Genomic DNA, 16,161 nt, shown 5'->3' with positions numbered 1-16,161 from the left:
CATCGTCGGCCAGCCTGGCTGGAATATCATTATTCGGCGGTCAGCTTGGCATAACGCAAATCAAGCCACTTCAACCCGTGTTCGGCAAAGTTGATCTGCAAGCGCACATCACTGCCACTGCCCTCTGCATTAATCACGACGCCAGAGCCGAACTTGGCATGGCTGACGCCCTGACCGATGCGAAACCCCTGCAACGACATGGCCGCCGCTGGTGCGCTTACCTCATCCAACCAAGGTGCGCGACGCGGGCTTGCCTGTGGTGCAGGTTTCACTGTAGCAGACAGTACCCGTACCAGCTCGGCTGGAATCTCCTCGACAAAGCGTGAACGGATGGGATAGCGGCTTTGGCCGTGCAGCATACGGCTTTGCGCGCAGCTCAGGTACAGACGCTTGCGGGCGCGGGTAACCGCCACGTACATCAGGCGGCGCTCTTCCTCCAGGCCCTTGCTGTCGTTCATGCTGTTTTCGTGCGGGAACAGCCCTTCTTCCAGGCCGGAAACAAACACGGCGTCAAACTCCAGCCCCTTGGCGGCATGCACGGTCATCAGTTGCAAGGCATCCTCGCCCGCTTCGGCCTGATGTTCCCCCGCTTCCAGGCTGGCGGCGCTGAGAAACTCGACAATCGCCAGTTCCGGCTGATCCGGGAAGAAACCGGCAGCAGCGCTAACCAGCTCGTCCAGGTTGGCCAGCCGTTCTTCGCCTTCTTTCTTGTCCTGCTCGTACATGGCGCGCAGGCCGGAGTGGTCGATGATCAGGCTGACGGTTTCCGCCAGCGTCATGTCGGTGCTCTTGTTACGCAAGGCTTCGATCAACAGCACGAACTCGCCCAGCTTGGCGGCGGTACGACCACCACCTGCGGCGCAACAAGCCTGCCACAGTGTGACGCCCTGCTCGCGGCTGATGGCCTGCAGGTTTTCCACGGTGCGGGCACCAATGCCGCGCGCCGGTACATTGATGACACGCAACAGGGCGTTGTCGTCGTCCGGATTGCTGACCAGCCGCAAATAAGCCAGTGCGTGCTTGACTTCCTGGCGCTCGAAAAAGCGCAGGCCGCCATAAATGCGGTAAGGCAACTGGGCATTCACCAGCACATGCTCCAGCACCCGTGACTGGGCATTAGAACGGTACAGGATCGCCATATCGGACAGGTTCATGCCTTCGCGCTGCAGGCTTTTCACTTCGTCGATGATGAACTGGGCTTCATCGCCATCGGAGTAGGCTTCGTACAGGCGGATCTGTTCGCCCTCGCCGGCATCAGTCCACAGATTTTTGCCCAGCCGGCCATCGTTGCGTTCGATCAGGGCATTGGCGGCATTCAGAATGGTGCCGACCGAGCGGTAGTTTTGCTCCAGTCTTACCGGCTCGGCCACCTGAAAGTCTGTCAGCAGCGCCCGCATATTGCCCACTTCGGCACCACGGAAGGCATAGATGGACTGGTCGTCGTCACCGACGGCAAACAGCACGTTGTGCTCGCCGGACAACAGCTTGAGCCAGGCGTATTGCAGGCGGTTGGTATCCTGGAATTCATCCACCAGAATATGGCGGAAACGGCCTTGGTAATGCGCGCGTAAAGCGGCATTGGCCTGCAGCAGTTCGTAGCTGCGCAACAGCAGTTCGGCAAAGTCCACCACACCTTCGCGGCGACACTGCGCGTCGTAGGCCGCATACAGTTCGTGCAGCTTGGCCTCGTACGGCGTGAGCGGCGGCGGCAGGCGGTCGGCGCGCACACCGGCTTCCTTGCTGCCATTGATGAAGCTTTGTACCGCGCGCGGCGGATATTTTTCGTCCGATAGCTCCAGGCTTTTCAGCAGACGCTTGATGGCCGCCTGCTGGTCGGCCGAGTCCAGAATCTGGAAAGCCTGTGGCAGACCGGCATCGCGGTAGTGGGCACGCAAGAAGCGGTTGCACAGACCATGAAACGTGCCAATCCACATGGTGCGCACATTCACCGGCACCATGGCCCCCAGCCGGGTGTGCATTTCGCGGGCCGCCTTGTTGGTAAAGGTAACCGCCAGAATGCCGGACGGGTTGACCTGGCCGGTGGCAATCAGCCAGGCAATACGGGTGGTCAGCACCCGTGTTTTGCCACTGCCGGCACCGGCCAGCACCAGCGCGCTCTTGGCAGGCCAGGTGACGGCACGCAGTTGTTCGTTGTTCAGTCCGGCGAGTAGCTCACTCATGGCAGGGTTTTCTTCAAGGCAAGTTCAATGCGCGCATTTTACACGAGCTGGCTGCTGTGAACGGTCATGTGGTCATGCAATGGTCACAACAAGGTGCTGCAATGCATAGCAAATCGCTTATCGCTCTTGCCTGCCCTTGACCGGCAGGTTAATTTCCGTGAAACAACCCGCTTCGTTGACCATGCGCCTTGCTCCCGCTTTCCTGCTAGCCCTTTTGTTGTCACCTGCACACGCCACCGGGATCACTGCGTATACGGAAGAGCTGCCGCCATTGAATTTTCAGCAGGGCGAGCAGCTTACCGGCTATGCCAGCGAGCTGCTCGCCGCCATGGCCGCACGGGCCGGCATCCCGCTGCATCAGCAATTACTGCCCTGGGCGCGCGCTTATACGCTAGTGCAGAACACACCCGACACCTTGCTGTTCAGCACGGTACGCACCAGCGAGCGCGAGCCGCTGTTTCGCTGGGTTGGTCCCATCAGCCCTCGCCGCATCTATTTGTACCGGCTGGAGAAACGTGACGATATCCACCTGAGTCAGCGCGGGCAGCTCAGGCAATGGCGCATCGGCACCCTGTTTGCTTCGGCCTCGCAACAACAGCTGCAACAGCTTGGCCTGCCGGTTGGCACCGGGCAGGACAGCGCGCATAGCGATGCCGCCAATCTGGCAAAACTCAAGCTGGGCCGGGTAGATCTGATCGCCATGCTGGACTGGGCCATGCACTGGCAACTGCAGCAGGCCGGGCTGCCGGAACGCACGGTAAAGCCGGCAGCGCTGCTAAATGGGCAGGGTCAATACTGGTATGCACTCAATCCACAAACCCCGGATGACACGGTAAACCGTTTGCAGACTGCGCTGGATGACTTGGTGAAAACTGGCTATGCCCAGCGGCTACGCCAGAAGTACATGGGCCGGGAAAACATCCCGGCCGGTATTGCCGACTTCAGCCCGCCCGCGCACTAGGCGAGTCTCCCGCCGACTTACACATAGGTGTTGATAGTGCGTCCCAAGGTACTGAGGCTGTCTCCTACTGCGGTCAGCCCGTGCGCCACTGCCGTGCCAGTGGCACCGACGCCACCGCTCAGGCCAACACCCGTTGCCGTGACGGCAGCCCCCAGTTCATCGACTACGTTTTTTGCTCCCTGGCGCAATACACCATAAGCCGTGGGTGTGCGTGCTACGGTGGAAACTCCACTGATTGTGCTCATGTCGCCCTCCCCCTACCGTTTTACCTGTCTTTATGCCCAGTGCAGCTGCGCATGTAAATTTACGTTATGCCGCGTTAAGACAGTTGGCCATTTCCTTTACATTTTCTTACCTTGTTTTTTAATCACTAACGCTAATTAACTGCCCAACAAAATATAATAAATAGGAGTAATAAAAGACAAGGGAACGGCCAAATGAAATCACCGGCAATTAAATTATCAGCCTGCCTGATATTTACCGGCATAGTCAGTGGCTGCGCCTCTTCCCCTCAGACACTTGTCACCGCACCCGTGCATATCAGACCGCAATTTACGCCGGTTGCGCTGGACGATAGCCCTGGCTCCATCTACCAACCCAACAAGGCAATGTTGTTATTTGAAGAGCCTATTGCTAACCGCGTTGGCGATGCGCTGAAGATCAATATTGCCGAGAATCTTTCCTCTAGTAACAATGCCAACACATCGACCAGTCGTACCTCCACGATTTCCGAATCCGGACCGGGCGCACTTTCTTCGATGGGAGGGTTGTTAAAGGAAATTTTTGATTACAGCGGCAAAGCAACTGGTAGCAGCAGCCTGAAAGGTACTGGCCAGGTAACCAATGCCAATCAGATCAGCGGCAGCCTGATGGTTTCGGTAACCGATATATTGCCCAATGGCTATATGGCAGTGGCTGGCGAAAAAGCAGTGGCTGCCAGCGGCAATACCACGCTGCTACGATTTTCCGGCATTGTGAACAAGCGTGATATCAAGGTGGGAAATGTCGTGTCTTCCAACGATGTGGGTGATGCCCGCATCGAGCAAATCGTCAATGGCGTGGCCAGCGAAGTGGCCTCACGCACGGCAGCGCAGAACTTCTTTGCCGGGCTGATCAATTTCTGGTAGTTGTTGCGGCCCTTTTGGCTACATCTTGTTCAAAACGGGCGGCCCCGTTAGCGGCCTCACTACTACCGGTCTGCCATTGCACCATATTCTCGCTGGAGAACATCTTGCTCAGCATGGGCGATATTTTCTTGCCGGTGGAACTCCACTTATCATAAGCCATGCCATCCAGCCGATAGGCCGCATTGGCCAACACCTTGCCATTCTTCTTCAATAGCAGATTGATATCGGTGATATAGGCGCGTAACTCATCACTGAACATGGGGGAACCCCACTGCGTCAGCACGGTGTAATACAGCACGGCATCACAATTGGCTGGTGCATTGCCAACTGCATAAACCCGGCTTTCAATTTCCCGGTCACGCAGCTGTTGCTGCAGTTCGGGAATAAAATCCTGCACAATCACCGTTGAATTCAGCTCGATACAGATATTGCGTAGCTCATCATGCGGATGCGCCATGCCATTGGTGCTGGTATTGGGTGCCATATTGGCAACCGATGTAACGGCGGTACTGGCCAATTGCACACCAGCCACCAGCGGTGAGGTAATCAGGCTGCATGCACTTAAAGAAAGGGCCACAGGTGCAATAAGACAGCGCCACAGAACATTCACCTTTAAACCCGCCAGACAGTTAAAACAGAGCAACCCTAGCAGCAAAATAAAATGCCCCGAAGGGCATTTACAGACATTTACATAGCCAAATAAATCAACCTGCTGGCAGTTTATTTTTTAACGCCCAGTTCGCGTAGTCGCTCATCCAGATAACTGCCAGCAGTATGCCTTTGGGATAGCACGACTTCCGGTCGCGGATGCAGGAACAAGGGCAGCGAGACGCGGCTGTGGCGTGCGGCCTCTCCTTGCGGGTTTACCACCCGGTGCTGGGTGGAGGGGTAATAGCCCTGTGATGCCTCTTGCAACATATCGCCGATATTAATAATCAGCATGCCGAAGTCACACGGCACATCCACCCAGTTGCCATTCATGTCCTGCACTTGCAGGCCGGGCTCGTTGGCGGCGGGCAAAATGGTCAGCAGATTGATGTCGCCATGCGCGGCGGCACGCAGTGCACCCGCTGGCTCTGCGCCAGTAAGCGGCGGATAGCGCAATACGCGCAGCAGGGTTTGCTGACTGTCGGCAATCATGCCGGACAGCGGTTCGCTATAGTGCGCGGCGATGTCGGCAGGGGTGTATTGCTCTACCCAGCCCAGCAGCTCACGCGCCAGTGCATTGGCGCTGTCGTAATAGCGACGGGCATCATCGGCCAACTCCGCTGGCACCCGGCCCCAGGGGTAGATGTGGAAGTATTCCTTGATGTCCTTCAGGCTGGCGCCCTTGGCGGTTTCGGAAATGGCCGGGGAGAAATAGCCGTCCTGCTTCTCCACGGAAAAGGCGTAATCATGTTTTTGTGGCGTGCTGAAGAAGGCCAGCCAGTCGGTGTAGATTTTTTCCACCAGTTGCTGGTCGATGGGGTGGTTCACCAGCACGCCAAAACCGGTTTCGTGCAGCGAGCGGGTAAATTGCTCGGCTGCATCGGCTGCGCGGTAGTCGACAACGCGAACGTTCATGAATGGGAATCCTTGCGGGGGTAGCCGTCAGGCAAGATCGGGACGGACTACGGCGGCGGATTCTACCCGTGCTGCCGCGTCACGCAAAGCAGTGCCTTTGATGTTCAGCGCAAGACCACATTCGGCGGGGCATCCGGCTGTGGGGTCAACACCACCTTGCCCGCTTCGGCCAGCATGGCCAAACGCCAGAACAGATAACAGTCCGGCACAAAAGACGTGGCATATTGCCCCATGACGGTGCCAACCAGACGTGTCGCCGCCTGCGGGCCATCGCTGCGCAAGACGTCCAGCAAGGCGGCATCGAAACAATCCGCCCCGGTCTCGCTCAACTGCCCATCACGCAGTTCACGCCAACCGGCACCCACTTGCTGCCAGTGTTCCCATGCGGCGGCATGACGCTGACGCTCTGCCTGCTCGATGGGCCTTGCGGTACCGATCAGCGGCTGAATGTCTTGCTGGCCGCACATGCCCATGGCGACATGCCCCTTGTACTGCACGACCACCTTGCCACTGGCTTCCACCAGCGACAGCGGCTGACTGGCATGCGCATGGGCGCACACCATGGCCAGCAGCAGCTGCTCATGTGCGCTGTCACCCAGCCACAGGCAGAGCGGCTGGCGCTGGGCAAACACGCGGAACAACTGCTTGCGGCAGTGCCAGTAGTCCTTGAGAAAGGCTTCGTCAATATCCGGCAGCCAGCGCATGGACCACCAGATGCGGTTCCACCAGGCCACGCGTACTTGCGGATCGATGGCGTCGGCATCGGCCAGCGGGCCATGGGCAAAGTCTTCCACCACCTCCAGCACCTCATCCCCCGGCAACAGGGTGCGCAAGGCCTGGGCGGCGGAAGGGCCGGTCAGCAGATGCACGGTGGGCTGGGTCACACGCGCTGGTCCATGTCGAGGGCGGGCATGGCGCCTTCCACCGTTTGCGCCACCACGCGGGCCGGCACGCCAGCCACCGTGGTATGCGGCGGTACGTCTTCCAGCACCACGCTGCCTGCGCCCACCTTGGCACAGTCACCTACGCGGATATTGCCCAGCACGGCGGCACCGGCACCCAGCATCACGCCATCTCCAATCTTGGGATGGCGATCGCCCCTGTCCTTGCCGGAACCACCCAGGGTGACGCCATGCAGGATGGAGACGTTATTGCCGATGACGGCGGTTTCGCCCACCACCAGCGCCGTGCCGTGGTCCAGCATCACGCCCTGGCCAATCCGGGCGGCCGGGTGGATGTCGGCACCGGTAACTTCGGAAATACGGTTTTGCAAGAACAAGGCCAATGTCTTGCGCTGCTGCTGCCACAGCCAATGGGTGATGCGCTGGCTTTGCAGCGCATGAAAACCCTTGAAATACAGCAGCGGCGTGGAATAGCTGTCACAGGCCGGGTCGCGCTCGAAACAGGCGCGGATATCCGCCCGTGCCGAGGCACTGATGCTGGGGTCCGAGGCCAGCGCCTCGCGAAACAGTTCCATCAGCGCGCGCGCGTCCATCACCGGGCTGGCCAGCTTGCTGGACAGGTGAAAGGCCAGCACGTCTTCCAGCGTGCTGTGCCGCAATACCGTCATGTGCAGAAAACTGGCCAGCATCGGCTCGTCGCGCGCGGCCTGCTCGGCTTCCTGCAGGATGGCGAGCCACAGGGCATCGCCGGATTCTTGCTTCATGCTTGTAACTCCCTTACCACGCCCCGCCCGGATCATGCCGGGCCGGTGCTTACAACAGGACCACGTCGAACTGTTCCTGGGTGTAGGTGCTTTCCACCGACAAGGAAATCGGCTTGCCGATAAAGTCCACCAACATGGCCAGGCTTTGCGATTCCTCGTCCAGGAACATGTCGATCACCGGCTGGGCCGCCAGGATGCGATAACCCTTGGCATCAAACTGGCGTGCTTCGCGCACAATCTCACGCTGCACCTCGTAACACACGGTCTGGGCGGTCTTGATCTCCCCGCGCCCCTGGCAGGTGGGACAAGGTTCGCACAGCACATGCGCCAGGCTTTCGCGGGTGCGCTTGCGGGTGATTTCCACCAGGCCCAGGCTGGTAAAGCCGTTAAGCGTAACGCGGGTGCGGTCGCGCGCCAGCGCCTTGGCCACTTCGGTCAGCACGGCGGTCTGGTGTTCTTCATTGTCCATGTCGATGAAATCGACAATGATGATGCCGCCCAGATTGCGCAGCCGCAGCTGGCGCGCAATGGCCTGGGTGGCTTCCAGATTGGTCTTGAAGATGGTTTCGTCAAAGTTGCGGTTGCCGACAAAGCCGCCGGTGTTGACGTCGATGGTGGTCATCGCCTCGGTCTGGTCGATGATCAGATAACCGCCAAACTTCAGGTTCACCCGCCGCGACAGCGCCTTGTCGATTTCCGCCTCAATGGAAAACAGCTCGAACAGCGGGCGCTCGCCCGAATAGCGCTCGATCTTGCGCACGGCAGACTGCACGTATTGCTCGGCAAACTCCACCATGCGGCTGTAGTTTTCGGTGGAGTCGACAATCACATGCTCGGTGGTGTCGCTCACCATGTCGCGCAGCACGCGCACCGCCAGCGGCAGGTCTTCGTACAGCAGGCTTTGCGCCGGCAGGTGCTGCGATTTGTGGCGGATGTCGGACCACAGCTTGGACAGGTATTCGATGTCGGCCTGCAGCTCAGCATTGCTGGCGGTTTCGGCACTGGTGCGGATGATGTAGCCACGTGGTGTTTCCGGCGGCAGCAGCTTTTCCAGCCGCGCCTTCAGGCTGTGGCGTTCGGCTTCGCTCTCAATCTTCTGCGAAATGCCGATGTGTTCTTCTTGCGGCAGGTGCACCAGAAAACGTCCGGCCAGCGAAATCTGGGTGGACAGGCGCGCACCCTTGGTGCCGATCGGGTCTTTGATCACCTGCACCAGCACGGTCTGGCCTTCGAACAGCATTTTTTCGATGCGCTGCGGTTCGGTGGGGTGCTGACGCTGCTCCAGCACATCGGCGATGTGCAGGAAAGCCGCGCGTTCCAGGCCGATTTCGATAAAGGCGCTCTGCATGCCCGGCAACACCCGCTTGACCTGGCCCAGATAGATGTTGCCAACAATGCCACGGCTGGCGGCACGTTCTACGTGCAGCTCCTGCACGATGGAATCTTCCAACACCGCCACGCGGGTTTCCTGCGGCGTAATGTTGACGAGGATTTGTTCCTTGGGGCGCTGGATATCGCGCGGCAGCGGAATGGACTGATGCAGCATGGTCTTACCTCCGCTCAAGGGAATGCGTAGCCGAACAGGCCCAGCAGTTCGGCAGTTTCAAACATCGGCAGGCCCATCACCCCGGTATAGCTGCCGGCGATATGGTCGATGAACACCGCCGCCAGGCCCTGAATGCCGTAGGCACCCGCCTTGTCGAACGGCTCGCCACTATCGATGTAACGCTGGATGTCGGTTTCGCTCAGCACGCGGAAATGGACTTCGGTAATGCTGGTACGCAGTTCAACCCGCTCATCCTGACGGATGGCCACGCTGGTGACCACCTGATGGCTGCGACCGGAAAAAGCGCGCAACATGCGGGCGGCATCGGCGGCATCTGCCGGTTTGCCGTAAATTTCCCCCTCCAGCACCACGGTGGTGTCGGCGGACAGCAGCGGGCGCGAGGGCAGGCCACAGTTTTGCACCACCACCCAACCGGCAGCGGCTTTTTCACGCGCCAGGCGCTCGGTATAGGCTACGGCGTTTTCGCCGGGCAGCACGGATTCGTCAATATCGGCATGGATGCGTTCCAGATGCACGCCCAGCTGTTCCAGCAGTTCGCGACGACGCGGGCTGCCGGATGCCAGGTAAATACGGGTATCGCTTGGGGTCATGATGTTGTCGCTGCCAGTGTTATCAATATTTATGAGCTGCAAGGTTAGCAGAGCGGCCCATGGCCGACTATCTGCTGCACCGCAAAAGCGCCCGGCTTGGTAGAAGCACCTACGCAAAACGCCCTGCAACAAGGCAGGGCGTTTGGTGGGTCATGGCATGGTCAGACGGTGGTCAGACTCAGGCCAGACGGCCATGGCACTGCTTGTACTTTTTACCGCTGCCGCAGGGACAAGGATCGTTGCGGCTAACGCGCAGGCCTTGCTCGGCCAGCACGTCCGGCGACAGCGGGTTTTCCTCGTCGTCCTCCGCACCCAGCGAGGAACCCGGCTCGGCATGCTGCATTTCATACTCGCCCAACTGATGCGGCTCAACTGCGTCCACGTCTTCCTGACCGCGAATCTGCACCGTCATCAATACATTCACCACGCTGCGCTTGATGCGCTCCAGCATGTCGGCAAACAGTTCAAACGCTTCGCGCTTGTATTCCTGCTTGGGGTTCTTCTGCGCATAGCCGCGCAGGTGGATGCCCTGACGCAGGTGGTCCATGGCGGCCAGATGTTCGCGCCAGTGGGTGTCCAGCATCTGCAATACCAGGCTGCGCTCGAACTGACGCATCACTTGTTCGCCAGCCAGTTCCACCTTGGCCTGATAGGTATCGGCAGCCAGCTGGATGATGCGTTGCTTGATATCCGGAATATCCAGTGTGGATTCGGCCTTGATCCAGTCGGCCACCGGGGCGACCAGCTGGAATTCGGCTTCCAGGGTTTTCTCCAGACCAACCAGATCCCACTGCTCTTCCATGGTTTCCGGCGGCAGGTGCAGGTCAACCAGGTCAGACAGCACGCCTTCGCGCATATTGACCACCACATCGCTGACATCCTCGTCCTGCAGGATGTCGTTGCGCTGCTGGTAGATCACCTTGCGCTGGTCGTTGGCCACGTCATCGTATTCCAGCAATTGCTTGCGGATGTCGAAGTTGCGGCCTTCCACCTTGCGCTGGGCGTTTTCGATGGAGCGGGAAACCCACGGGTGTTCGATGGCTTCGCCGTCCGGCATTTTCAGGCGGTCCATGATGGCCGCCACGCGGTCGGAGGCGAAAATACGCAGCAGCGGGTCTTCCAGGCTCAGGTAGAAGCGGGAGGAACCCGGATCGCCCTGACGGCCGGAACGGCCACGCAGCTGGTTGTCGATACGGCGCGATTCGTGACGTTCGGTACCGATGATGTGCAGACCGCCAGCCGCCAGTACGGCGTCGTGGCGCAGCTTCCATTCGGCGCGGATGGCTTCGATGCGGGCGTTCTGCTCGTCTTCGGACAGGCTGTCGTCCTTCTGCACCGCGCGGATTTCCGGTTCCGGGTTACCGCCCAGCACAATGTCGGTACCACGACCGGCCATATTGGTGGCCACGGTAATCACACCCGGACGACCAGCCTGCACCACGATGTCCGCTTCACGCGCGTGTTCCTTGGCGTTAAGCACGTTGTGCGGCAGCTTGGCCTGCTTAAGCAGCTCGGCAATCAGCTCGGAGTTTTCAATGCTGGTGGTACCCACCAGCACCGGCTGGCCACGCTCCTGGCAGTCCTTGATATCGGCCAGGATGGCGTCGTATTTCTCGCGAGAGGAGCGGTAAACCTTGTCCTGCGCGTCTTTACGCTGCATCGGGCGGTTGGTGGGGATCACCACCGTTTCCAGACCATAAATGCTCTGGAATTCGTAGGCTTCGGTATCGGCGGTACCGGTCATGCCGGACAGCTTGCCGTACAGGCGGAAGTAGTTCTGGAAGGTAATAGATGCCAGGGTCTGGTTTTCGCGGTTGATCTCCACGCCTTCCTTGGCTTCCACCGCCTGGTGCAGGCCTTCGGACCAACGACGACCGGCCATCAGACGGCCGGTGAATTCGTCCACGATCACCACTTCACCATCTTGCACCACATAGTGCTGATCCAGATGGAACAGCGAATGGGCGCGCAAAGCGGCCATCAGGTGGTGCATCAGGGTGATGTTGGTGGCGGAATACAGGCTGTCGCCTTCTTTCAGCATCTCCAGCTGGACCAGGATGTCTTCGCAGTGTTCGTGACCGGCTTCTGACAGCAGTACGCTATGGGCTTTTTCATCCACCCAGTAGTCGCCCTCGCCGTCTTCGGTTTCCTGACGCTTGAGCAGCGGCGGTACCGCGTTCATGCGCTGGTACATGTCGATATTGTCTTCGGCCGGGCCGGAGATAATCAGCGGGGTACGCGCTTCGTCGATCAGGATGGAGTCCACTTCGTCGACCACGGCAAACGACAGCTTGCGCTGCACTTTTTCACCGGTGGTGAACACCATGTTGTCGCGCAGGTAGTCAAAGCCGAATTCGTTGTTGGTGCCGTAAGTAATGTCGCAAGCATAAGCAGCCTGCTTGTCGTCATGCGCCATCTGCGACAGGTTCACGCCCACGGTCAGGCCGAGGAAGTTGTACAGCCGGCCCATGATGCCGGCGTCACGGCTGGCCAGGTAGTCGTTGACGGTGATGACATGCACGCCGTTGCCGGTGAGCGCATTCAGGTACACCGGCAGGGTACCTACCAGGGTCTTGCCCTCACCGGTACGCATTTCGGCAATCTTGCCGTTGTGCAGCACCATGCCGCCAATCAGCTGGACATCGAAATGGCGCATGCCCAGCACGCGGCGCGAGGCCTCGCGGCAAACGGCAAAAGCCTCCGGCAGGATACTGTCAAGTGTGGCGCCATCTGCGATGCGCTTTTTGAACTCGGCGGTTTTTCCCGCCAAAGCCTCGTCGGACAGCGCTTGCATGCCATCTTCGAGGGCATTGATGCGCGCCACTTCCTGACGATACTGCTTCAGCAGACGGTCGTTGCGGCTGCCAAATACTTTCTTGAGTAGCGAGGAAATCATGTATTCCAATCCAGAGGCCCGGATGGGCCGACAAAACAAAATAGGCGAAAGTGTAGCACATCCGCGAGACTAGGTTATGGGGGCGAGCTTGCGCTGAATCAAGCCATGGCAGCCAAATAGTCGCCGGAGCGAGGCCGCGATGGCAAGCTGCCAGCCATGGCCTGCAGCAAAGGCCCCGCCACCCTTAAAGCACGGCAACATGGATAAATTGCCAGCGCGGGTGCTGATCACTTTTAATACTTGCAAATCGGGATGTTGCAGATATTTTTCAGCTAATGTTGTCGTTACATAATCCATACAAAAATTTGTCAGATTTCATCAAAACTTGATGTTTGCCTTGTTATCATTCGTGCGCGTTTGCAGAGCCAGTTTGATGTTTGCCCACGGCCCGCCGTGACATAACAAAAGATGGTGCTCATCTGATGAAGAAGCGGAACGGAGCCTGCACCGTACCGCCAGGTTAACCACACCAATCGGAGAGGCCTGATGACTAGCGTTATCCGTCCATTTATTCCCGCCACAGCCAAAAGGCTGCTACCCAATCGCTGGGACTTGATTGCTTTCCCGCTGATTCTGGGTTTCCTGTTGTTTGCCACCACCGGCATCGAAGGTACTTGGGCACCCATCAGTGCCTTGCAGACCGAACCGATCTCGCTGGATGCGGCCAATCTGCCCGAATACGCCGTGCGTACCACGCTGCGCATGCTGGCGGCCATGCTGGCATCTATCGTGTTCACCCTGGTTTACGGCACGCTGGCAGCCAAGAGCCGTCGCGCCGGGCAATTGCTGGTACCCATTCTGGACATCCTGCAATCGGTGCCGGTGCTGGGTTACATCTCCTTTACTGTCACTTTTTTCCTGGCGCTGTTTCCCGGTCGGGTGCTGGGGGCTGAATTTGCTGCCATTTTTGCGATTTTCACCTCGCAGGCATGGAATATGACTTTCAGCTTTTATCAATCGCTGCGCACCGTGCCCAACGATCTGAAAGAAGTGTCACAGAACCTGCGCCTGTCCGGCTGGCAGACCTTCTGGAAGCTGGAAGTCCCCTTCTCCATGCCGGGCATGATCTGGAACATGATGATGTCCATGTCAGGCGGCTGGTTCTTCGTGGTGGCCTCCGAGGCCATTACCGTGGGCGACAAGACCGTCACCCTGCCGGGGGTGGGCTCCTATCTCGCAATGGCCATTGCACAGAAGAACCTGGCCGCAGTGGGCTGGGTCATCCTCACCATGACCGTGGTCATCATCATTTATGACCAGTTCCTGTTCCGTCCGCTGGTAGCCTGGGCTGACAAATTCCGCCTGGAAGACACCATGTCGCAGGCGGCACCGGAATCCTGGGTATTGAACCTGATCCAGCGCACCCGTTTTATCCAGCAATTGCTACGCCCCTTTGGCAAATTGCTGAAAAAACTGGCGCGCATGCGGCTGAACATTACCCTGCCTCGCGTCATCCACAGCGCACCACATTCCAGCGTATCGCGTGGGCTGGATATCGTGTGGGGTGGTGTCATGGTGTTGCTGTGTGGCTATGTCAGCTGGAAGCTGTACAGCTTTATCAGTAGCGAAGTGGGGCTGGGTGAAACCTTCAAGGTAATTGGCCTGGGCTTCATCACCCTGATTCGCGTTACCTTGCTGATTGCGCTGGCCTCCATCGTCTGGGTGCCGCTGGGCGTGCTGATCGGCCTGCGTCCGCGCCTGGCCGAGATGATCCAGCCGATAGCGCAGTTCCTGGCTGCTTTCCCGGCCAACTTGTTGTTTCCGGTCTTCGTGGTGTTCATCGTTCACTTCAAGCTGAACCCGGATATCTGGCTGTCGCCGCTTATTGTGCTGGGTACACAGTGGTACATCCTGTTTAACGTGGTGGCCGGTGCCAGTGCCTTCCCCAATGATTTCCGCGAAGCCGCTGCCAACTTCCATATCAAAGGATGGCAATGGTGGCGGCAAGTCATGTTGCCGGGCATCTTCCCCTATTACATCACCGGTGCCATCACTGCGTCTGGCGGTGCCTGGAATGCCAGCATCGTGTCGGAAATGGTGTCCTGGGGGAATGACAAGCTGGCCGCCCACGGTCTGGGTGCCTACATCGCCCAGACTACCGCTGCCGGCGATTTTCCCAAGATTCTGCTCGGCATCTGCGTGATGTCGCTGTTTGTCGTGTTGTTCAACCGTTTGCTGTGGCGCCCGCTGTACGCCATCGCTGAAAACAAACTCCGTCTCAACTGACCAGGGGGAAAAGCATGCACAACGAAACCACAACCCTGCGACAGGAAATCTTCTCCCTCAAACATGTCGACAAGGGCTATCACAAGGGTGGCGAAGAAGACATCCAGGTACTGGACGACGTCAACCTCACCCTGCATGAGGGTGAAATCGTCGGCTTGCTGGGCCGTTCCGGCTCGGGCAAATCCACCCTGCTGCGCATCATTGCCGGGCTGATTCAAGCCAGCGCCGGGGAAGTGAACTACTGCGGCCAACCGCTCACCGGCCCGGCTGAAGGCGTAGCCATGGTGTTTCAAACCTTCGCCCTCTTCCCCTGGCTGACCGTGCTGCAAAACGTGGAAGCCGGACTGGAAGCACTGGGCGTGGAACCCAAGGAACGCCGCCGCCGCGCCCTGGCCGCCATCGACCTGATTGGCCTGGATGGCTTTGAAAACGCCTACCCGCGCGAACTGTCCGGCGGCATGCGCCAGCGTGTGGGCTTTGCCCGTGGCCTGGTGGTCAACCCCACCTTGCTGCTGATGGACGAGCCCTTCTCCGCGCTGGACGTACTGACGGCCGAAACCCTGCGGACCGACCTGCTGGACCTGTGGAACCAGAAGCAACTGCCGATCAAGTCCATCCTGATTGTTACCCACAACATCGAAGAAGCGGTGTTCATGTGCGACCGCATCATGGTGCTGTCGTCCAATCCTGGCCGCGTGGTGGCCGAGATCAAGGTACCGTTTGCCCACCCGCGTAACCGGCTGGACCCGGTATTCCGCAAAATGGTGGACGACATCTATGCACTGATGACCCAGCGCCGCAGCGCCGACACCTTGCACAAGGTACAACTGGAAATCGGCAGCCCCTTGACCGAAGTGTCCACCAACTTGATGGCCGGCCTGATGGAAGCACTGGCCGCCGCACCGTACAACGGCCGCGCCGACCTGCCGGAAATTGGCAGCAAGCTACTGCTGGAAGTGGACGACCTGTTCCCGGTGGCCGAAACGCTGGAACATCTGGGCTTTGTCGAACTGCGTGACGGCGATATCGAGCTGACCGCTGCCGGCAAACTGTTTGCCGACTATGGTACCCAGGAGCGCAAGGTAATGTTTGCCGAGCACCTGCTGCGCCATATCCCGCTGGCAGCCCGTATTCGCCGCGTGCTGCAGGAACGCCCCGGTCAGCGCGCACCACGCCTGCGCTTTGAACAGGAACTGGAAGACTCGCTCAGCGACAGCGCTGCCGAGGAAACGCTGGATACGGTAATCAGTTGGGGGCGTTACGCAGAAATCTTCTCCTACAACGACCACACCGAAACCTTCAGTATGGAAGACGTGGAAGGCGCGCAGTAAGCCAGCAGCCAACCGGCAAGCTCCTTGCCGCCGTCATCCTTGACAAAACTAAAG

Annotated in this window: 14 protein-coding genes; 4 read left to right on the top strand and 10 right to left on the bottom strand. The window is 59.0% G+C overall.

From position 1 onward, the window contains the following. Positions 1–29: 29 nt before the first annotated feature. Positions 30–2,180 carry a DNA helicase II gene (gene uvrD / locus ACODR9_RS05750; RefSeq protein ID WP_488808114.1) on the bottom strand — a complete coding sequence of 717 codons (2,151 nt, stop codon included), beginning with the start codon at positions 2,178–2,180 and terminating at the stop codon, positions 30–32. A 157-nt stretch (positions 2,181–2,337) separates the two neighbouring features. Between uvrD and ACODR9_RS05745 the strand changes: the two genes are divergently transcribed. Beyond that, positions 2,338–3,141 (top strand): substrate-binding periplasmic protein, encoded by an 804-nt coding sequence (locus ACODR9_RS05745; RefSeq protein WP_488808113.1) that lies wholly within the window; start codon positions 2,338–2,340, stop codon positions 3,139–3,141. A 17-nt stretch (positions 3,142–3,158) separates the two neighbouring features. Here the strand turns inward: ACODR9_RS05745 and ACODR9_RS05740 are convergent, their stop codons facing one another. After that, on the bottom strand, positions 3,159–3,386 hold the full coding sequence (locus tag ACODR9_RS05740; protein ID WP_488808111.1) for a hypothetical protein: 228 nt from the start codon (positions 3,384–3,386) through the stop codon (positions 3,159–3,161). A 192-nt stretch (positions 3,387–3,578) separates the two neighbouring features. On the opposite strand from ACODR9_RS05740, the gene ACODR9_RS05735 reads away from it, so the two are divergent. Continuing rightward, a complete protein-coding gene (locus ACODR9_RS05735) occupies positions 3,579–4,268 on the top strand; it encodes a flagellar basal body L-ring protein FlgH (protein WP_488808110.1) in 690 nt (229 codons plus the stop codon). On the opposite strand, the gene ACODR9_RS05730 is transcribed toward ACODR9_RS05735, so the two are convergent. The 8 genes from ACODR9_RS05730 to ACODR9_RS05695 all read right to left on the bottom strand — a co-directional run bounded on the left by ACODR9_RS05730 (position 4,255) and on the right by ACODR9_RS05695 (position 12,847). Then, the gene (locus ACODR9_RS05730; RefSeq protein WP_488808108.1) at positions 4,255–4,791 is read right to left on the bottom strand and encodes a cell division protein FtsI; all 537 of its coding nucleotides are present in this window, start codon (positions 4,789–4,791) and stop codon (positions 4,255–4,257) included. The genes ACODR9_RS05735 and ACODR9_RS05730 overlap by 14 nt on opposite strands. Positions 4,792–4,988: 197 nt before the next feature. Beyond that, positions 4,989–5,831 carry an isopenicillin N synthase family dioxygenase gene (locus ACODR9_RS05725; RefSeq protein WP_488808106.1) on the bottom strand — a complete coding sequence of 281 codons (843 nt, stop codon included), beginning with the start codon at positions 5,829–5,831 and terminating at the stop codon, positions 4,989–4,991. Positions 5,832–5,935: 104 nt separating this feature from the next. Next, positions 5,936–6,715: a DUF3658 domain-containing protein gene (locus ACODR9_RS05720; RefSeq protein WP_488808105.1), complete on the bottom strand. Its 780-nt coding sequence runs from the start codon at positions 6,713–6,715 to the stop codon at positions 5,936–5,938. Then, complete coding sequence (gene cysE, locus ACODR9_RS05715) at positions 6,712–7,497, bottom strand: serine O-acetyltransferase (RefSeq protein WP_488808104.1); 786 nt, start codon at positions 7,495–7,497, stop codon at positions 6,712–6,714. Before cysE ends, ACODR9_RS05720 begins: the two co-directional genes overlap by 4 nt. A 49-nt stretch (positions 7,498–7,546) precedes the next feature. Further along, the gene (rng, locus tag ACODR9_RS05710; protein ID WP_488808103.1) at positions 7,547–9,043 is read right to left on the bottom strand and encodes a ribonuclease G; all 1,497 of its coding nucleotides are present in this window, start codon (positions 9,041–9,043) and stop codon (positions 7,547–7,549) included. 14 nt (positions 9,044–9,057) lie between these two features. After that, positions 9,058–9,654, bottom strand: coding sequence for a Maf family protein (locus ACODR9_RS05705; protein WP_488808101.1), 597 nt, complete (start codon positions 9,652–9,654; stop codon positions 9,058–9,060). 178 nt (positions 9,655–9,832) lie between these two features. Then, entirely contained in the window at positions 9,833–12,550 is a 2,718-nt protein-coding gene (secA, locus tag ACODR9_RS05700) for a preprotein translocase subunit SecA (RefSeq protein ID WP_488808100.1), read from the bottom strand. Positions 12,551–12,619: 69 nt separating this feature from the next. Beyond that, complete coding sequence (locus ACODR9_RS05695; RefSeq protein ID WP_488808099.1) at positions 12,620–12,847, bottom strand: hypothetical protein; 228 nt, start codon at positions 12,845–12,847, stop codon at positions 12,620–12,622. A 189-nt stretch (positions 12,848–13,036) separates the two neighbouring features. On the opposite strand from ACODR9_RS05695, the gene ACODR9_RS05690 reads away from it, so the two are divergent. Both ACODR9_RS05690 and ACODR9_RS05685 read left to right on the top strand, forming a co-directional pair. Continuing rightward, entirely contained in the window at positions 13,037–14,776 is a 1,740-nt protein-coding gene (locus tag ACODR9_RS05690) for an ABC transporter permease (RefSeq protein WP_488808098.1), read from the top strand. Positions 14,777–14,790: 14 nt separating this feature from the next. Then, the gene (locus tag ACODR9_RS05685) at positions 14,791–16,107 is read left to right on the top strand and encodes an ABC transporter ATP-binding protein (protein WP_488808097.1); all 1,317 of its coding nucleotides are present in this window, start codon (positions 14,791–14,793) and stop codon (positions 16,105–16,107) included. Positions 16,108–16,161 lie beyond the last annotated feature (54 nt).

The sequence above is a fragment of the Aquitalea sp. FG25 genome (assembly GCF_057809375.1).
Note: the sequence above shows the minus strand (reverse complement) of the source record. Positions and strands in the feature narration are given on the sequence as shown.

Excerpts from the sequence above, each read along its gene's own strand:
- ACODR9_RS05685 (WP_488808097.1), top strand. The coding sequence starts at position 14,791 with ATGCACAACGAAACCACAACCCTGCGACAGGAAATCTTCTCCCTCAAA.
- ACODR9_RS05695 (WP_488808099.1), bottom strand. The coding sequence starts at position 12,847 with ATGGATTATGTAACGACAACATTAGCTGAAAAATATCTGCAACATCCC.
- ACODR9_RS05725 (WP_488808106.1), bottom strand. The coding sequence starts at position 5,831 with ATGAACGTTCGCGTTGTCGACTACCGCGCAGCCGATGCAGCCGAGCAA.
- uvrD (WP_488808114.1), bottom strand. The coding sequence starts at position 2,180 with ATGAGTGAGCTACTCGCCGGACTGAACAACGAACAACTGCGTGCCGTC.
- cysE (WP_488808104.1), bottom strand. The coding sequence starts at position 7,497 with ATGAAGCAAGAATCCGGCGATGCCCTGTGGCTCGCCATCCTGCAGGAA.
- rng (WP_488808103.1), bottom strand. The coding sequence starts at position 9,043 with ATGCTGCATCAGTCCATTCCGCTGCCGCGCGATATCCAGCGCCCCAAG.
- ACODR9_RS05705 (WP_488808101.1), bottom strand. The coding sequence starts at position 9,654 with ATGACCCCAAGCGATACCCGTATTTACCTGGCATCCGGCAGCCCGCGT.
- secA (WP_488808100.1), bottom strand. The coding sequence starts at position 12,550 with ATGATTTCCTCGCTACTCAAGAAAGTATTTGGCAGCCGCAACGACCGT.
- ACODR9_RS05740 (WP_488808111.1), bottom strand. The coding sequence starts at position 3,386 with ATGAGCACAATCAGTGGAGTTTCCACCGTAGCACGCACACCCACGGCT.
- ACODR9_RS05735 (WP_488808110.1), top strand. The coding sequence starts at position 3,579 with ATGAAATCACCGGCAATTAAATTATCAGCCTGCCTGATATTTACCGGC.
- ACODR9_RS05690 (WP_488808098.1), top strand. The coding sequence starts at position 13,037 with ATGACTAGCGTTATCCGTCCATTTATTCCCGCCACAGCCAAAAGGCTG.